At 54.3% G+C, this 16,984-nt stretch carries 12 protein-coding genes; 7 read left to right on the forward strand and 5 right to left on the reverse strand.

The genetic code is table 11. The annotated features are described in order from the left end of the window. Positions 1 to 42: 42 nt before the first annotated feature. Positions 43 to 672 (forward strand): DUF3043 domain-containing protein, encoded by a 630-nt coding sequence (locus AC1EKS_RS08305; RefSeq protein ID WP_481009559.1) that lies wholly within the window; start codon positions 43 to 45, stop codon positions 670 to 672. Here the strand turns inward: AC1EKS_RS08305 and AC1EKS_RS08310 are convergent. Continuing rightward, the gene (locus tag AC1EKS_RS08310) at positions 669 to 1,745 is read right to left on the reverse strand and encodes a quinone-dependent dihydroorotate dehydrogenase (protein WP_481009558.1); all 1,077 of its coding nucleotides are present in this window, start codon (positions 1,743 to 1,745) and stop codon (positions 669 to 671) included. The genes AC1EKS_RS08305 and AC1EKS_RS08310 overlap by 4 nt on opposite strands. Before the next feature lie 89 nt (positions 1,746 to 1,834). Further along, positions 1,835 to 2,467: a hypothetical protein gene (locus tag AC1EKS_RS08315; protein WP_481009557.1), complete on the reverse strand. Its 633-nt coding sequence runs from the start codon at positions 2,465 to 2,467 to the stop codon at positions 1,835 to 1,837. A 147-nt stretch (positions 2,468 to 2,614) separates the two neighbouring features. Here AC1EKS_RS08315 and AC1EKS_RS08320 point away from each other — a divergent pair, with 147 nt between their 5' ends. Next, positions 2,615 to 3,466: a TrmH family RNA methyltransferase gene (locus tag AC1EKS_RS08320; protein WP_481009556.1), complete on the forward strand. Its 852-nt coding sequence runs from the start codon at positions 2,615 to 2,617 to the stop codon at positions 3,464 to 3,466. A gap of 113 nt (positions 3,467 to 3,579) precedes the next feature. On the opposite strand, the gene AC1EKS_RS08325 is transcribed toward AC1EKS_RS08320, so the two are convergent. From AC1EKS_RS08325 to AC1EKS_RS08335, 3 genes are all read right to left on the reverse strand, one after another. Then, positions 3,580 to 3,801, reverse strand: coding sequence for a methionine/alanine import family NSS transporter small subunit (locus tag AC1EKS_RS08325; RefSeq protein ID WP_481009555.1), 222 nt, complete (start codon positions 3,799 to 3,801; stop codon positions 3,580 to 3,582). Between the two features lie 2 nt (positions 3,802 to 3,803). Further along, the gene (locus AC1EKS_RS08330) at positions 3,804 to 5,375 is read right to left on the reverse strand and encodes a sodium-dependent transporter (RefSeq protein ID WP_481009554.1); all 1,572 of its coding nucleotides are present in this window, start codon (positions 5,373 to 5,375) and stop codon (positions 3,804 to 3,806) included. Positions 5,376 to 5,559: 184 nt separating this feature from the next. Further along, complete coding sequence (locus tag AC1EKS_RS08335) at positions 5,560 to 7,884, reverse strand: Rne/Rng family ribonuclease (protein WP_481010369.1); 2,325 nt, start codon at positions 7,882 to 7,884, stop codon at positions 5,560 to 5,562. A gap of 511 nt (positions 7,885 to 8,395) precedes the next feature. Between AC1EKS_RS08335 and AC1EKS_RS08340 the strand changes: the two genes are divergently transcribed. The 5 genes from AC1EKS_RS08340 to AC1EKS_RS08360 all read left to right on the forward strand — a co-directional run bounded on the left by AC1EKS_RS08340 (position 8,396) and on the right by AC1EKS_RS08360 (position 16,965). Next, complete coding sequence (locus tag AC1EKS_RS08340) at positions 8,396 to 9,931, forward strand: cytochrome ubiquinol oxidase subunit I (protein WP_481009620.1); 1,536 nt, start codon at positions 8,396 to 8,398, stop codon at positions 9,929 to 9,931. A 21-nt stretch (positions 9,932 to 9,952) separates the two neighbouring features. Continuing rightward, the gene (gene cydB, locus AC1EKS_RS08345; RefSeq protein WP_481009619.1) at positions 9,953 to 11,089 is read left to right on the forward strand and encodes a cytochrome d ubiquinol oxidase subunit II; all 1,137 of its coding nucleotides are present in this window, start codon (positions 9,953 to 9,955) and stop codon (positions 11,087 to 11,089) included. Positions 11,090 to 11,515: 426 nt separating this feature from the next. Then, positions 11,516 to 13,297, forward strand: a complete 1,782-nt coding sequence (gene cydD, locus AC1EKS_RS08350) for a thiol reductant ABC exporter subunit CydD (protein ID WP_481009618.1) — start codon at positions 11,516 to 11,518, stop codon at positions 13,295 to 13,297. Position 13,298: 1 nt separating this feature from the next. Beyond that, a complete protein-coding gene (gene cydC, locus AC1EKS_RS08355) occupies positions 13,299 to 15,110 on the forward strand; it encodes a thiol reductant ABC exporter subunit CydC (RefSeq protein ID WP_481009617.1) in 1,812 nt (603 codons plus the stop codon). Beyond that, positions 15,100 to 16,965, forward strand: a complete 1,866-nt coding sequence (locus AC1EKS_RS08360; protein WP_481009616.1) for a GAF domain-containing sensor histidine kinase — start codon at positions 15,100 to 15,102, stop codon at positions 16,963 to 16,965. Before cydC ends, AC1EKS_RS08360 begins: the two co-directional genes overlap by 11 nt. The last annotated feature ends 19 nt before the right edge of the window (positions 16,966 to 16,984 follow it).

Consider the following 16,984-nt stretch of genomic DNA (forward strand, 5'->3'; position numbering starts at 1 on the left):
ACAGACTTCCCCCTGCCCGCCCTCCCCCGATAACCTGGACGGGTGAAACTTTTTGGACGCAATAACGACGAGAACACTCAGACGCCAGCCGATCAAGGCGAGAGCAAGGGTCGCCCCACCCCTAAACGCAAAGAAGCGGAAGCGAAAAACCGCCGGCCCCTGATAGTAGACAAGAAAGAGGCCCGCAAACGCCGCCGCGAGCAGCGCGATAAGCTCTACAAGAAACAGCAAGCCGCCTTGGACGGCAAGGGAGACGAACGCTATCTTCCCTACAACGATAAAGGACCAGTGCGGCGTTACATTCGCGATTTTGTGGATGCCCGCTTCGCTATCGGCGAGCTATTTATGCCGATAGTGCTGGCCTTCCTAGTTTTGTCGATTGCATTTTCCCGTAACCAACAATTGAACGGAATCCTGCTTTTCACTATGTGGGGACTACTACTGCTAGCAATTATCGAAGCGGTGGTCACCACCATGATCATCAACCGTTCTTTATTGTCGGTTACCGGGGGCGACAAACGGGTGAAGAAAGGCAACGGACGTTACATTTTAATGCGCCTAGCTAGCCCGCGGCGCATGCGCCGCCCGCGTCCTTCCGGCCCGCGCGGACCGCGCCCTGATATTAGCGAATACGCTAGCGATATTCGCTCCTATATGCTCTCTCGTCCCTAAGAGTTTTTTTGCAACGGCAGGGCAGGAAGCTCCGCCGCAAGCTGTTTATTTAGCTTTCCCGCAAAGCCGGGACCTTGATAGATAAGGGCGGTAAACGCCTCCAACAGGTCAGCTCCCGCGTCCAGGAACTGACGGGCAGTGGCAGCGTCTTCTATTCCTCCGCACCCGATAATCAAGTAGTAATTGCCTAGTTGCCGGCGCAGCAAGCGCACTACTTCCAGGGCCCGTTCTTTTAAGGGAGGACCCGAGAGTCCGCCCTCGCCAAACTCATGGTTGATGGTGGTGTTAGTGGCTATTACTCCCGCTAGCCCCACTTCTTTTACGATTTGTGCGAGTTCTTTTAGCTGCGCATCTTGTAGGTCGGGAGCCAGTTTTACTAACACTGGAACTTCCCTTCCGGCACTTTGCCTCGCGGCAGAGATTACTGCCTGCCCGATTTCACGCAACTGCTCGCTGGCTTGCAGACTGCGAAGTCCCGGAGTGTTGGGAGAAGAAACATTAATCACCAGGTAATCTGCATATTTTGCGAGCAGGCGCGCACTGGCACGGTAGTCAGCGGCTGCTTGCTCCAGCTCGGTGGTCTTGTTCTTCCCCAGGTTTACCCCCAATATTAGGGAGCGTCCCGCCGGGGTGCTGCGCAGCTTCTGGAGTCGCCGCAGCATGTGAGAGGCACCCTGATTGTTGAAACCCATCCGATTGCGGACGGCGCGCAAATCTAATATCCGCCACAGACGCGGCTTATCATTTCCGGGTTGCGGACGCGGAGTAACCGTCCCCACCTCAACGAACGCGAATCCGAAAGCTCCGAACTGGAGCGGGGCTAGGGCATCTTTATCCATTCCGGCTGCCAGACCCAAATATCCGGGAACTGGCCTAGCCAGGGATTTCAGTCCCTGCGCTTCGCCTACCCATCCTCCTCGTAGGGTCCCCACTGAGCCGGAGAAAAATATTCTGATCAGCCCGGTTAATCCCGGAACCCGAGAGATTAGGTACAGGGCTTGCATAGTGGCGTGGTGACATTTTTCGGCATCTAGACGTGAAATCACGTGGTTAAATAAAAATCGATACAGCACGCCCTCAAGTGTACTTAAAAGCTAACGCCGGGAATTAAAAGTAGTCTGGTCGCTTGCTTCGCCCGAGCTGATTTTGGGGATTTTATTAGTTAGTCCCACCATAAGCACCAGCCGGGACATGCCCATCTAGGGTCGGCGCTATAGAGTTCATCTGGCGCGGATGCCTGACCCAAGGACAGTTTGTCCTGGTAGGTTTGCCAGATTTTTCGGGCCTGCTGCGCTGAAGGCTCGCTTGTCCCTTCGGCAGAACCTTCAACTACAAACATGGTGTCTACACTGACGCGTTCATCCCAACGCGAAGACCCGATAATATATCCCGAAAGGTACACCCGCCCGGGATTCGCGATGCAGGCGTTTAGGAAGGCTAGCAACGTGGGGGCATCATTTTGCCGATCTGCTAAAGCTACCCGCGGAAGTGCTGCTCGGAGCCTGCTTGCTCCCTCGGCATCTAGACCGTGAAAACGCTGATAATCTCCGATTCCCTGCCCCGTGGCCACATAGTCTTTAAGGATTTCTGGGATTTTGGCTTGCGCCAACCAACCTAAGGGACCGTAGAGTCCGGAAGGTAGATCCGGGTCGTCCTCCAGCATATCTAGGAGGATATTGTCGCCGTCTTCCCCCAGAAATTCTGGGGTAGACAACGCGAAAAAATCGGAACCTTTCAGGCGTTCCCCCAGAACCGGTTTTTCGGATTTACGGCTAGGTGACGAGGTGGTGGTCATGGTTACTCCTTGAATAGTGGTTGCTGGAACTCACTTTGGCGCACCCATCTCCAGGATGAAAATAGGAAATAACGAAACCGGGAAAACTTTCTGGGCTCAAAAAATGTGGAAATCTTTTTTGCGGGAGCGAGGCTCTAAACTAGTAGGGTGTTGATTCCGCTTGCAGATTTATCAGATCCGCGGGTACGTGATTTTACCCAGTTAAAAGACGTGAACCTGCGCAAAAGTTTTGAAGCCGAACATGGCCTGTATTTAGCGGAAAGTTTTTCGGTGATCTCCCGGGCGCTTGCTGCCGGACATCGGCCTCGATCCGTTTTGACCAGTAAACATTGGTTAGAACGCCTGCAGAAAACCTTGGGCACAGGCGCTGGCGACATCCCGATTTTTATAGCTGAAGAAGAACAGTTAATTCACCTTACCGGGTTCAGTATGCACCGAGGCGCTATCGCCGCGATGGAACGCCCGTCCCTTCCTGAGCTGGACGAAGTGCTTACCGGAGCGCGGGCAGTGCTGATCCTAGAAGATTTAGTTGACCATACCAATGTCGGCGCTGCTATTCGCTCAGCAGCGGCGATGGGTTTCGACGCCATTTTAACCAGCCCTCATTGCGCCGATCCGCTTTATCGCCGCGCAGTGCGGGTTTCAATGGGAACCGTTTTTTCGCTGCCTTGGACCCGGATTGATTCTTGGCCCGATACCACCGCTTTAAAGGCGAACGGTTTTACGGTTGCGGGACTAGCCTTATCTGACCAGGCGGTTTCGCTTCCAAAGTTTTGCGCCGATCTAAAGTCCAAGGTGAAGCGGGAAGAAAAACCAAAAGTGGCTTTGGTACTAGGCACCGAAGGCCCCGGCATGAGTCAACGGGCGCTAGCAGCATGTGATCAACTAGTGAAAATCCCGCTGAGTCACGGGGTGGATTCTTTGAATGTTGCCGCCGCGGGGGCGGTGGCCTGCTACGCAGTTAGCCAAGCCTTAGGGACGAATATTCAGGCTTCTTAGGGCACGAGGGCGTCCTTGGGAGCAATACGCCTACCGAAATCGCTGGGAAAAAATCAGGCGGGGCGCAGGCGAGATATTCTCGCCGCGCCCCGCCTTAAAAAACCAGGTCTACGTTACTCCTGACCGGCTTTAGCTGCTTCCGCCGCCTCTTTAGCTTCCTTTTCTATAAAGTCAGCCTCCGTAAGACCCGGATGCGGGTTAAAGTCGATTTCTGAGTAGTTTTCCCCTTTTTGATAGGGCGGATCCATGCGGCGCAAAGCCACTACCGACCCCACTAGGCCGCCCCAAATCACCAGGATGGCAACCAGCATCATCAATATTGCTTCACCAGTCATAGCTAGTCTTCCTCCTTATTCCAGTCCACGTTTTCTAGGTTGAACGAGGGCGAAATCTCGGCGCTCTTATGCCACTTCAAACGCGGCATTACCACTGAGAACACCAAGAGAATCGCCAACATTCCCCAACCGAAGGTGTTAGTCCACCAGCGCGGGTAATCGCCATAACCGTGGGAAATCAGGTCTACCAGGTTCGGCACCAGCATGAATACCAGGAGCACCGGGATTACGAACCCGATGAGCGCCTCCCACCATTTACCAGCCTTCACCGCAGAGGTGACATTTAGGTGAATCCGCAAGGAACGCAGCGAGGGGGTAACTACGGTAACAATCACGCACAGCGAGAGCGCCGCTCCCACCACCCCAATGGTGTTGATGTAGTTGTCAACCGTATCCAAAGCGGCGAGCCCGGTGGTGGTTCCAAAGAAGAACACCGAGACGATCGCGAGGATGACGCCCAGAATCACCGAAGCCTGCTTAGAAGTCCATCCAATTTTGTCTTGGAATGCACCTGCAACCACCTGCACCAAAGACACCATGGAAGTGATACCTGCCAGCACCAGGGAGGCAAAGAATAACGCCCCGAAAATGGCCCCACCCGGCATCTCATTGATGATTTGCGGGAAGGTAATAAAGGAAAGCGACACCCCGGTAATGTTTTCCAGTTTGTCAACCGAAGTATTTTGCAGATGCGCCATATAACCCAAGGTGGCAAAGACTCCGATACCGGCGAGTACCTCAAAGGAAGAGTTTGCGAAGCCCGCAACCAGGCCGGTACCGGTCAAGTTAGAACGTTTCTTCAGGTAGGAGGCGTAGGTCATCATGATCCCGAAACCCACTGACAGGGAGTAGAAGATCTGCGCCACCGCCGCGATCCAAACCTTTCCATTCCACAGAGCGCTCCAGTCAGGGGTAAAGAACTTGTTCAACCCGTCGGTTGCCCCCGGCAAAGTTAGCGCCTTGATCACCATGGCTACGAACAGCACCACCAACAGCGGAATGCAGATTTTAGTAATCCATTCGATGCCGCGGGAAACCCCCAGAGCGATTAGGACTATAGTGACCACCCAGGTGACGATCAACGGAATCGCGATTCCCCACACCGGGGTTAGGGAAATCGAGTTGGTGTCTTGCGCCTGCAGGAATTTATCAGAGAAGAATCCTGCCGGGTCATCTCCCCAGGCACGAGTAAAGGAAAATACGGTGTACCGCAGCGCCCAGGCAATAATGGCCGCATAGTAGACGACAATGAAGAAACAGACGCCCACCTGCCACCAACCTACGGCTTCGGCGCGCCGGTTTACCCGAGCCAGCGCCAGCGGAGGTGAGCCCCGGAACTTATGACCAATAGCGTAGTCCAGCATCAGCATCGGCAGCCCAATAGCTAGTAGCGCAATCAGATAGGGAACGATAAACGCACCGCCGCCATTTTCGAAGGCAACACCGGGGAAACGCCAAATGTTTCCCAAACCAATCGCAGAACCAATCGCCGCAATCAGGAATCCGTATTGTGTCCCCCATGACTGTCGGCTGGTCTTCTTGGACGCAGTAGACTGCGAAACCTCTTCAGACATCTCAACTCCTTATAGACGGGACAAGCAACTGTCTAAGCGCAATTGCTTAGAGCAAAAATAGCCCGATCCGCCATCTGTCGGACGAAAATACTCACATTGTGAGATTAAATCGATGCTTCCAACTGTCTGAAAATTATTTATCTCCCACCAACTGAGGGGGTTAGCGGGAGATAAGAGAAAATTATTAACTGGTTACCGCGGCGTGTTGCCGCGGCGCCTTCTCCGCGGAATCTTCAACGATATCCGGTTTCTTTTCCCAGGTGGGAGCGCCCGCACCTAACTGTTCTAAACTAACAGTCTTGGCTGCGCCAGCGCTTTGAATAGTCATCACTGCTCCCTCGGATGCCGGAGTAACCGTTCCGGAGGTGACAGCCGCCCGAGCTTTCCCGGTGGCCATACCTTCGGTGTTTTTTTCGCTTGATTCCGCCACTTGATCCTTTGGAACTTCGACTTTGCGGTTCTCAATTGTCGCGGGCATATCACTCGCGTCCTCTTTAGGAGCTGCCTGCGGGTGCCGGTCATCTTTACCAGCATCCGTTCCCGCCTCTTTAACGGAGACGGAGACTTCCTCAGCTACTGGCTCTGGCTGCTTAGAACTCGCAGTCGCCTCTACCTCAGGTTGTTCCTCGTGAGCTTTACTGGCAGCCGCCGCTACTTTCGCCATAGATGCCCGGTTTTTAGAATTCGTTTTCGAACGCTTTTCCTCTTTAGCCTCGCGCTTTTGCCCTTGGGAACGCAGATTCTCATCACTATTGGCACCATTTTCAACTGGATCAGTGTGCACAATAAACCCGCGTCCTTCGCAATGTTCACACGGGGTAGAAAATGCTTCTACTAGGCCTTCCCCTACCCGTTTGCGAGTCATCTGCACCAGGCCAAGAGAAGTAACTTCGGTTACCTGGTGGCGGGTGCGATCCCGCCCCAGACATTCAACCAAGCGCCGCAGCACCAGGTCCCGGTTAGATTCGAGCACCATATCGACAAAGTCGATAACCACAATTCCCCCGATATCGCGCAGCCGCAGCTGCCGTACGATTTCCTCGGCGGATTCTAAGTTATTGCGGGTGACGGTTTCTTCTAAAGTGCCACCAGAACCGGTGTATTTGCCGGTGTTGACATCAATAACCGTCATCGCTTCGGTGCGATCAATGATCAAATAACCGCCCGAAGGCAACCAAACCTTGCGATCCATCCCCTTAGCTAGCTGCTCATCGACGCGGTGGGCAACGAAAATATCGTCACTTCCTACCCATTGCTCTACGCGATCACGTAAATCAGGGGCGAACTCTTCCACATAGGAATCAACCTGACGATAAGTTTCCTTGCCTTGCACAATCAACTTTTGGAAGTCTTCGTTGAAAACATCGCGTACCACCCGCAAAGCTAGTTCGGGTTCGCCGTGTAATAAATAGGGAGCCGATTTAGAGGACGCCGCATTCTTTTCGATTTTTTCCCACTGTCTTTGCAGGCGCTGCACATCTTGGCGCAGTTGTTCCTCGCTGGCACCTTCGGCGGCAGTACGGATGATCACTCCGAAGTCCTTGGGCACAATCACTTTCAAGAGTTTCTTGAGACGTCGCCGTTCTACCTCTGGAAGTTTGCGAGAAATACCGGTCATAGATCCTCCCGGAACTAAAACCAGGAAACGTCCCGGCAGGGTCGCTTGGGAAGTAAGCCGTGCCCCCTTGTGACCAATAGGGTCTTTAGTTACCTGCACGGTGATCGAATCTCCAGATTTTAAGGCCTCTTCGATCCGCCGCGGTCGTCCCTTCATTCCGGCAACATCCCAATTAACTTCCCCGGCATAAAGCACCGCGTTACGGCCCCGCCCTAAATCAACAAAGGCCGCTTCCATAGACGGCAATACGTTTTGCACCTTGCCGCGATAAACCGAGCCCACCATAGTGGTTTGGGTGTGCCGGGAGACATAATGTTCCACCAACACGTTGTCTTCTAAAACCGCTATCTGATTTAGCCCATCTTTTGACCGGATCAGCATGGTGCGATCTACCGCTTCGCGCCGCGCCAGGTACTCGGATTCGGTAATGACCTTGGGTCGGCGTCCTTCTTTGCGCCCCTCGCGGCGGCGCTGTTTCTTTGCCTCCAGACGGGTTGAACCTTTTACTTGTTCAATCTGGTCATTAGCTTCCGCCGCTCCGCGGGTGCGCCGCCGACGTCGCCGACGACTACCGCTGGTTTCCTCCTCTGACTGATTGCCACGATCAGCATTGGAGTTACTGGATTGGTTACTATTTTTCTTAGTTGACGCTTCGCCCGCGCGATTGTCTTTCCGTTTTTCTGAGGCAGCACTGTCGCTGTCTACATTGTCACTTTTACGCGACTTTTTCGTTCCGCGCGTTTTCTTGTCGGTCTTACCGCTTGATGACTTGTCGTTTTTCTCCGCTGCGTCCTCAGCATTTCTTTTTCTCTGCCGCTTTGGTTTGCTGTCCTTTTCTGTTCCTGATTCTTCCGGGATACCCTGGTCGAAAGCAGGAGCCGCCGCAAACATAGGAGCCGCAAAAGCCGGAGCCGCCGCAATCTGAGCGGGAGCCGCCGGAGAGGACTCTATTTTCTTAGGGGCAGAAAAAGCCGGCCCGGAAAAAAGCGCCGCGCCACTATTTTGATTAAATTCTGTTTCGTTATTATCTGGGTTTTTCACCACTGGTCTCACCTGGACACGCCCGCACTGGCGAGTCCCCTATATTACGCCGTCCTCTAGGACGGAAGCCCTTGTTTGCGTGGGAGTATTCGCCCCACGCCAGAGAGTTTTCCTAGGAAAATAGTCCCTCCGGGGTAGTTTCCTCCGTAGTGCGCCGGGGAAACCATCCACCATCATTATTCCATATTTCTTAATTCTGTCGTAAAACTGAGGCAATTCTTAGGGAATCCTGGGAATTGCTTAGCGACGGGCTGAAAAACAAGCTAATCTAAGTGACAACGTTGTCACTATGGACTTGACGTAAGCCAGTTTTTAGTGGGCAGCGACTTCTAAACCGACTAGAAACGGAAAGGCGAGCAGAATGACTATTGCTTCAACAGCATTAGATGCCACCATGTTGGCGCGATGGCAGTTCGGTATTACTACCGTCTACCATTTCATCCTGGTTCCGTTCACCATCGGCATGTCCCTCCTAGTTGCCATTATGCAAACTAAATGGCATAAAACCGGCGAGGAATATTGGCTGAAGGCGACACGGTTCTTTGGGAAACTGTTCCTAATTAACTTTGCACTCGGTGTAGCCACCGGTATCGTGCAAGAATTCCAGTTCGGCATGAACTGGTCAGAGTACTCCCGCTTTGTGGGCGACATCTTCGGTGCGCCGCTAGCGTGTGAGGCTCTTATCTCCTTCTTTATGGAGTCCACTTTCTTGGGGCTATGGATCTTCGGCTGGGGCCGGCTATCCAAGAAGGCCCACCTCACCTGCGTCTGGCTGGTCTGCGTCGGGGTTAACACTTCGGCTCTGTGGATCGTGGGGGCGAACTCCTGGATGCAGCATCCGGTAGGGGCAACCTTCGATCCGGCAACCGGCCGTGCACAGTTGGACGGCCTGTCTGGCTTCTTCCAGGTGTTGCTGAACCCGGTTCTCTGGGCGGCCTACACTCACGTGCTTTCTACTTCTTGGCTGCTGGTTGGCACCTTTGTCGCCGGCATTGCTATCTGGTGGATGGTTCGCTCTGCCAACGCTGACGCTGAAACCGAAGCCCGTGATATCTGGCGTCCCATTGCCCGTTTCGGCATGGTGGTAGTTATCGTTGGTGGTCTGCTAACTGCAGTCACCGGTCACGTACAAGGTCAGCTAGTTGCTAAGCACCAGCCGGCAAAGATGGCTGCTGCCGAGGCTCTGTGCCAGACTCCGAATGCCGGCGAGGGCGCTCCCTTTACCATTGCCGCTTTCGGACCGCTGAACGCTAAGTGCGATGAGATCTCGAAGATTGGCGAGGTTCCTGGGGTGTACTCCTTCATGGCTACCAACTCCTTTACCGGCAAGGTAGAGGGTCTGGACACTGTAAACCAAAAGTACGGCTCAATGTTCTCTGAGATTCTCAGCCAGCGCGGATACGATATGCAGTCGCAGCCGGTTGACCTCAGCCCGAATATCATGTTCAGCTTCTGGAGCTTCCGCTTGATGATGCTGTTTGGCATCTTCTCGGCGGTCCTGGCGATTTGGGGTCTGGTTGCTACCAAGAACGGCAAGATTTCTAAGTCCACCGGCTTGGGTAAGTTCGCCATTTGGTCCCTGCCGATGCCTTTCCTAGCCTGCTCCTTCGGCTGGCTATTCACCGAATGGGGTCGTCAGCCGTTCATCGTGCACCCAGTGGATATGCAAGTCGATGGATCCTCGGTATTTATGCTTACCGCCCATGGGCTTTCGTTCGCGGTGCCCGCATGGCAGGTACTGGTTACCTTGCTGGGCTTCACGCTGATCTACCTGGCACTAGGCATTGTCTGGTTCCTGTTGATGAAGCGTTACGTTAAGGAAGGTATCCACGTCAATGCCAATGAAAAGGCAGTGCATGGCGAGGATGCTGGCAAGAACCTAAGCTTTGCTTACTAGGTCAGATAGGAGATCGAAGAGATGACTATTCTACAAGTTATTTGGTTCATCCTGATCGCCGTCCTCTGGACTGGCTATCTGGTACTGGAAGGGTTCGGTGTAGGCGCCGGTATGGTAATGCCGATGGTAGCCAAGACCGACCGCGAACGCTCTCAGGTGCAAAAAACCTTCGGCCCAGTATGGGACGGTAATGAGGTTTGGTTGCTGACCGCCGGAGGCGCGACTTTCGCCGCCTTCCCGGAATGGTATGCCACTATGTTCTCCGGAATGTACCTGGCACTGTTCCTGATCCTGTTCTGCTTGATCGTCCGCATTTGCGCGATTGAGTGGCGCACCAAGGTAGCCTCGGCTGCCTGGCGGGGTCGCTGGGACAGCTGGCAGACCGTTGTGACCTGGCTAGTTCCGATCCTGTTCGGGGTGGCTTTCGCTAACCTGGTACAGGGCATGAACATTGCGATCACCCAATACAACACCCCGGGAGAAGCGGTGGCGGGAGCTGCTGACCTCAGCAAGCACGTTCACAACTTCACCTCTCAGGGCGCTCCCCTCGGTAGCGTATTCCTTTCGCTGCTAACCCCCTACACTATTGCTGGTGGGGTCATGCTAGCGTTGATCTTCGCTACTCAGGGTTTGGCTTTCTTGGCTCTGCGCACCACTGGTGACGTTCAGAACCGCGCCAAGAACCTGCTCGGCAAGTTCGCGATTGCGGACACCGTACTGGTAGCGATCGCGGCGCTTTGGGGTCAGTTCCTTTACGCCTCCCAAGCCATGGCTTGGATTCCGCTTATCATTGCTGCCCTGGCGTTTGTCGCCACGGTACTAATGGCGCTTCGCGGCTCCGAATGGGGTGCCTTGCTCGCCCACTCCGTCGGAATTGCAGGCGCTGTAGCGTGGATCTTTACCGCGATGGCACCCAATGCCATGAAGTCTTCCATTAAGCCAGAGTTCTCTCTGACTATCTGGGATGCTTCCTCCTCGCAGTCCACTTTGGCGATTATGCTAGTGATCGCGCTGGTAGTGGTACCCATCGTTTTGGGTTACACCTTCTGGAGCTACACCCGCATGCCGCTGAAGATTACTCTTGAGGATCTAGACGAAAACCCGGGCGTTCCCTGGGACAAGATTCGTCAGGGTGCTTCTTTCCTCGCGGAAAGCTAGGCAAACAATCGGCACTTGCCAGATAACTTTCTGCCAAGTGTCGATTAATCAAAACTAAATAAATAGTGTTGGCCTTGGCTATTCAGCCAAGGCCAACACTATTTTTACCCCCGCGACTATTGACCCCACCTATCGGAAACAGATTTTACTGACACGCGAAACCCAGAATGAGCGCGGGAGGGGATTTCATCCGAGTAGGCGCGGTGTTACCGAACTGGGGTAGAAAAAGATGCGAGAGGGGGCTTGAGCCGAGCGAAGCAAGGCTCACCGGGGTCCCCCGAGTACTTTTTCTACCCCAGACCCGGAATGAGCGTGGGAGGAGAAATCCCTCTCCCGCGCTTAGTAACTAACTAGATTGGGACGCGTTTAGAGTTTTCAGGTTCGTGTGGGAAAATAGTCCCGATATTTGCACGGAGGACACTTGTTTTGAAACCACTTGATCCCAAACTGCTGAAATACGCCAAGTCTGCGCGGATTGCCATTGCTATCACCGCAGTAACCGGCATTATGCAAGCAGGTCTAGTAGTCGCCCAATGTTTTCTGATAGCTGCATTGATTTCTCCGGTGATATCGCTGCGCCAATCCTGGGATCAAGTCGCTTACTTTGCCTTTTGGTTAGCCATTGTTTCTCTGGCACGGGTGGGGCTCACCTATTTCCGCTCCAACCATCAACATAAAGCTGCCAAGAAAGCGATTCGGGAACTGCGCGGACAGGTGCTTGCCCATTGTCTAAAACTGGGGCCGCGCTGGCTGGCCCGCAAAGGAACCGACACGGTTACCCTGGCTACCCGCGGCCTGGAAAAGCTCGGCCCCTATTTCGTTGACTATATTCCGCAACTAATATTGGCAGTTACCGTCACTCCTATGGTTTTAGTGGTGATGGCAGTCATGGACTTCTGGTCAGCGTTAGTAGCGATCATTACGATTCCCTTGATTCCGATATTTATGGTGATTATCGGGCTGATGACTCAGACGGCCTCCGATCGCCGTTTGGCGACTATGCAACATTTAGGGAGGCAACTGCTAGATTTAGTCGCCGGTTTGGCCACCTTAAAGAGTCTCGGTAGGCACCGCGGTCCGGAGAAGCAGATTTCCTCTATCGGGAAAACCTATACCCAAACCACGATGGCGACTTTACGGATCGCTTTCCTATCGGGTGCCGTTCTGGAATTTATATCTATTCTTTCGGTAGCCATCGTGGCGGTTACCGTGGGTTTGCGAATGGTGGCTGGCGGCCTCGACCTTTATACCGGGCTAATCGCGATTATGCTGGCCCCCGAGGTATATGCACCGGTGCGAGAGGTAGGTAAGTTCTTCCATGCCTCCGCCGATGGACTGTCAGCTTCGCAATCTGCCTTTGAAATCTTAGAAACTCCCCCGGCTACCGCCGGAGATAATCCGGCTCCGAACCTGGAAGAAACCACTATTACGATTAAGGATCTGGGGATGCGTTCGCGGGGAGCCTGGGCACCCAACGCCGTGAATCTAGTCATTCAACCAGCTACTATCACCGCTTTAGTGGGTAAATCTGGGGAAGGCAAAACCACTACCGTAATGGCGTTATTAAAACAGCTGTCTAGCGATCGCGGAACCATTACCCTTGCGGACGCTTCCGGTAAGACCCTTAATTTAGACGAGGTTTCCCCAGACTCCTGGTGGGAGCAAACTTCCTGGCTACCGCAAATGCCTCTGCTTTTACCCGGCACCTTGGCGCAAAATATTGCGGAGAGTCCCGCTCATCTGGCGGAGCTTTTCCCCCAGGGGACTCCCGGGGAACAAGTGCGTAAAGCAGCACGTCTAGCCGGTTTTGAGGAGGTAGTAGCGAAGCTACCGGAAGGTTGGGACACTTTCTTGCGCGCCGGCGGGGAAGGCCTGTCAGTCGGTCAGCGCCAACGTCTTGCCCTAGTGCGCGCCCTGCTTTCCACCAAGCAATTAATCGCCCTCGATGAGCCTTCTGCGCACCTAGATGCGCATTTGGTTGCACAAGTAGCGCAAGTAGTCCAGCAGTTGAAAGATTCCGGGAAAACCGTAGTCTTAATTGCCCACCGCAAGGAACTCGCGCAGATAGCTGACCAGGTCGTGCGAATCTCCTCTGCTCCTTTCACTCCCGAAGAGACAGAAAAGTATAGAGACACTCAGCCAGAGGCGGCGCGAGCCAGTGAGGCGGAGATACCCGAATTTTTAGGCTCGACTCGGGGGTTGGAATAATATGAAAACTTGGTTTATTACTGCTCAGGAACGCCGAGCCTTGAAGCGGGCGATAAAACTTTTGGAATTAAAACCGGGCACCTTGTTCCTCGCTTGCTTCTTAGGAGCAGCCGGCCTGGGGGCCTCGATTGCCCTAGGTGCTACCGCCGCCTGGCTAATTGCCCGCGCCTCCCAAATGCCACCCGTCCTCTACCTAGAGGTCGCGGTAGTCTCGGTGCGTTTCTTTGGGATCTCTAAAGCGGTTTTCCGCTACCTGGAGCGCCTTGCCTCCCACCAGTTGGGGGTATCGGGGATGACTACCCTGCGCACTAACCTTTATAAGACGCTTTCTCATTCCGATACTGCCCGGATCGCCAGTTTGCGGCGGGGAGATATTCTCGACCGGATGGGAACCGATGTTGATAATATCGGGGACTTCGTAGTGAAAAGCCTGCTACCCGCAATGGTCGCTACCATTATCGGGATCATCACCGTGGTGGGGATTTCCCTAGTAGATTGGCGCGCGGGTCTCTTTTTGGCTCTCGGTCTGTTGCTCTCGGGAGTGGTGGGGCCGCTCTTTACCATTCGCTCTACCCGGATCGCCCAACGCCGGGAAACCGAAAGCCGCGCTCATATTTCGGAAGTGGCGATGACTATTGTTGATGGCGCCGCCCAAATCACGGTTGATGGACAAACCCAGCAGGTGCTTTCCGGATTATCCGATCTGGAAGATCAGCTGTATGACGCGAAAGATGCCACCGCAAAACCGGCGGCTTGGGCCGCGGCTATTGACGTGTTCGGGATGCTAATGGCAGTGATTATGGCTGCCTATTTCGGGATTTTTGCGGTTAATGACCAATCAATCCCCGAGGTAATGCTGGCAGTACTGGCCCTTACTCCCCTGTCTTCCTTTGAGGGTACCGCCCAGCTAGGTCCCGCTGCTCAACAACTGGTGATTTCGGCGACTTCGGCAGTGCGGATTATGAATATGTTGCCCCCGGAAGACCAGGTGAAAGCGGCTGAAGAAAACGAAGAAGTGGTAACTGAAAACCTGAAGCCAACCGGACCAAGCGTTTTAGAGGCCCAGGACTTAGCAATCGGCTGGCCAGGCGGCCCGGTAGTAGCTGAACACCTTAATCTGCGACTGGCTCCCGGGGATCACCTGGCGATTGTGGGCCAGTCCGGTATTGGGAAAACTACCCTGCTCTACACTCTATCTGGTCTGCTTAAACCGGTTTCGGGGAGCGTAAAGATTGATGGGATAGATATTTCTTCTCTTCCCCGTACGCAAGCAGCCGCGAGTTTCGTGATTACTCCTGAAGATGCCCATATTTTCGAGACCTCCATTTTGGAAAACTTACGGGTCGCTAACGGTCAGCTGTCTGTTGCCGAGGGCGAAGACCTGCTTAGGGAAGCCGGTTTAGGCGAGTGGCTTTCCTCGCTACCGGATGGTATTGAAACCGAGTTAGGTTCGGGAGCTACCACTATTTCGGGTGGGGAACGTCGCCGCATCCTGTTAGCACGTGCCCTCGCAGCGAAAGCTCCGCTGCTAGCCCTGGACGAACCGGGTGAGCATTTAGATCCCGAAACCGCTGATGCGTTGCTGCGGGACTTACTTACTGCCGGTAGCGAGGATCATAAGCGGGGAGTAATCCTGGTAACCCACCGCCTCACCCCCCTCGACCAGGCAGACCGGGTTTTCATTATGGATAAACCCCACGGGCGCCCGGATGAACCGGCAACTTTCGTAGCTCAGGGCACTCATCGGGAGCTGCTAGAAACTCACCAAGGCTATGCCTGGAGTCTGCGTCAGGAGCAGGTAGATGTCTTTTAATAACCAGACCGACTCCGGTATCGCTGCCCCTTATAACTCCGATTCCCGCGATTCTACCGCTGCTCCTGCGGCGCCACCCAGTCCTGACATCTCACCCAGTCCTGACACCTCACGCACTCCTGGTGCACCCTACAAAATCGATATGCCCCCGGTTTTAAATAACAATTCGGGCCGTTACTCGCCCCTGCCGGGAGATAGCACCCAGCTACTTTCCTCAGTGTTGCAGCTGATGGGCAACCTGGAGCAGGATAAAGTTTTGCAGGCTTTCGTGGACCAGGCCTGTGCCGTTACCTCCTCCCCTTACGGGGCGTTATCGATCTTAGGTTCGCGGGGGGAAACCAGTGCTTTTTATATCCACGGATTAAGCGCCGACGAGCGAGAAGCTTTAGGCAGTCCCCCGATCGGGCGGGGAATTATCGGAGATATCCCGGTGGATAACGGCATTATTTCTAATGATTTACATGCAGATCCTCGTTTCACCGGATATCCGCCTTCGCACCCGGACATGGTTTCTTTCTTGGGGGTGCCGCTGCGCATTCACGAGCAGGTGTATGGCCGTCTCTATCTGTGTAATCGTCCCGGCGGTTACCGCAAACAAGACTTAGCTTATGTGTCTGGTTTAGCAATCCTGGCGGCAGTGGCAGTAGAGAACTCGCGTCTTTACGAGGTTTCGCGTTCCCGCGAACGTTGGACCCGAGTATCTCAGCAGCTCACTACGATTTTATTAGAAGGAACCGAGGAAGAGGACGCGCTGCAGTTCATCGCAAAATCAGTGCGGGAGGTGGCGGAAGCAGATACCGCGCTGCTGATTCTGCCGTCGGTGGGTGATTCCTGGGTGTGCGAAATCGCCTCCGGATACGGCGCCACTGACCTAATCGGGGTGTCGTTCCCTCCCCACGGGCGCGCACGCACGGTACTGGAAGAAGGACAAGGTCTGGTGGTGGATTCCCTAGCGCGGGCGACCACTCTACGGGTACCGGAGTTAGCTAAGTTCGGGTCAGCGCTCTACGCTCCTCTATTGGCCGGCTCCCACGCTATCGGGGTTTTGTTGCTGCTGCGCCTGCCGGAAAAACCAGAGTTTGATCCGGCGGTATTAAAAATGGCGGAACAGGTGGCAAGTCAGGCGGCTTTGGCTTTAGAAATTGCCGGGGCTAAACATGCGGCAGATATTGCAACTTTGCTAGATGAGCGCGCCAAGATCGGCGAGGACCTTCATGACCTAGCAATCCAACAGCTGTTTGCAACTGGTATGCAATTGGAACGCATCCGCGCGGCCTTCGCTAGTGGAGCTGATCTGGATTCGGCACATGCAGAATCTTTGATGCAAGATGCTCTAGCTAGCGTTGACGACTCGGTTAAACAGATCCGGGCAATTGTTCATAACCTGCGAGAACCCGATGCCGCAGTTGATTTGGTGGAGCGACTGCGCCGGGAGGCTTCCTTGGCACGCCGTCTACTAGGATTCGCGCCCTCTTTTGTACTAGATATTGACGGCGAAACCCTATCTGCCTCTGATCCTTCCCATGAAGAAACCCTGATTGCGGAGACTGATCAACGGGTCGGTCACGATATATCCGATGATGTGGTTGCGGTAGTTCGCGAAGCTCTATCTAATACCGCCCGCCATGCCGGCGCGTCCTCAGCACAAGTGGTGGTGTCAATCAGCGGTATGGGTACCAACGGCTGTATCCGGGTAGTGGTAACCGATGATGGACGCGGCCTCGATCCCAAAGTTACTAGGCGCTCGGGGTTGGATAATTTACAAAGTCGCGCGCGCCGCCACGGCGGTGTCTGTTTTACTCAGCCCGCCTCCCCGCACGGGCTGCAGGTAATCTGGGAAGTGCCCCTCGGTTAGGGACACTTCCCGCTATCTT

Source organism: Varibaculum sp. C0165D1 (assembly GCF_056590355.1).

Coding starts and splice junctions, on each gene's coding strand:
- AC1EKS_RS08315 (WP_481009557.1), bottom strand. CDS start 2,467: ATGACCACCACCTCGTCACCTAGCCGTAAATCCGAAAAACCGGTTCTG.
- AC1EKS_RS08325 (WP_481009555.1), bottom strand. CDS start 3,801: ATGACTGGTGAAGCAATATTGATGATGCTGGTTGCCATCCTGGTGATT.
- AC1EKS_RS08330 (WP_481009554.1), bottom strand. CDS start 5,375: ATGTCTGAAGAGGTTTCGCAGTCTACTGCGTCCAAGAAGACCAGCCGA.
- AC1EKS_RS08335 (WP_481010369.1), bottom strand. CDS start 7,884: ATGTTTGCGGCGGCTCCTGCTTTCGACCAGGGTATCCCGGAAGAATCA.
- AC1EKS_RS08340 (WP_481009620.1), top strand. CDS start 8,396: ATGACTATTGCTTCAACAGCATTAGATGCCACCATGTTGGCGCGATGG.
- cydB (WP_481009619.1), top strand. CDS start 9,953: ATGACTATTCTACAAGTTATTTGGTTCATCCTGATCGCCGTCCTCTGG.
- cydC (WP_481009617.1), top strand. CDS start 13,299: ATGAAAACTTGGTTTATTACTGCTCAGGAACGCCGAGCCTTGAAGCGG.
- AC1EKS_RS08360 (WP_481009616.1), top strand. CDS start 15,100: ATGTCTTTTAATAACCAGACCGACTCCGGTATCGCTGCCCCTTATAAC.